The 467-nt window shown below is 52.5% G+C and carries 1 protein-coding gene; it reads right to left on the bottom strand.

The genetic code is table 11. The features are described 5' to 3' along the window. On the bottom strand, positions 1-226 hold a 226-nt coding region (locus tag ACOV8S_RS31260; protein ID WP_448321858.1), incomplete at its 3' end, for a hypothetical protein. Positions 227-467 lie beyond the last annotated feature (241 nt).

The following is a 467-nucleotide window of genomic DNA, read 5'->3' as shown; positions in this document are numbered from 1 at the left end:
GAGAGGCACTGAGTGTAGCTAGGGCAATCATGGCCTCCATTATTGCTGGATGTGTCCAGACAGCCTGAGGCAGGATGATGGCGCAGAAGTGGTTCTCCTTGTTATATGCGACTCGAGGTGCGGGAATCTCGAGCGAATATTGGAGGGACATGGCGTGTTTCGAACTAGCATAAACAGGGACACGGTCGGTCAAAGAAGGAGAAGTTTCAAGCTCCAGCTCCTGCAATGTGCCTTTTTGGCAGCAGAAGAATGGTGCCGACGTGTGTAAAATGTCCGCTGAACGCGTTGGTTGTTTTGTTTGGCGGGAGAATAGCCCAGTATCAGTAGCTGCGGGCGTGCTTGTCCAGCAAGGTGAAGATGATCGCGTTATATCGCAAGGCATTGAGGCCGCTTCCATGAGATGCGTATTCGCGACTCCATGCTCCGCTTCGATTCTCGTAAGCCTCTTGTTGCTGTCAGTCCTAGGG

It is taken from the genome of Streptomyces sp. CO7 (assembly GCF_053474865.1).
This window is presented reverse-complemented; position numbering and strand designations above follow the sequence as displayed.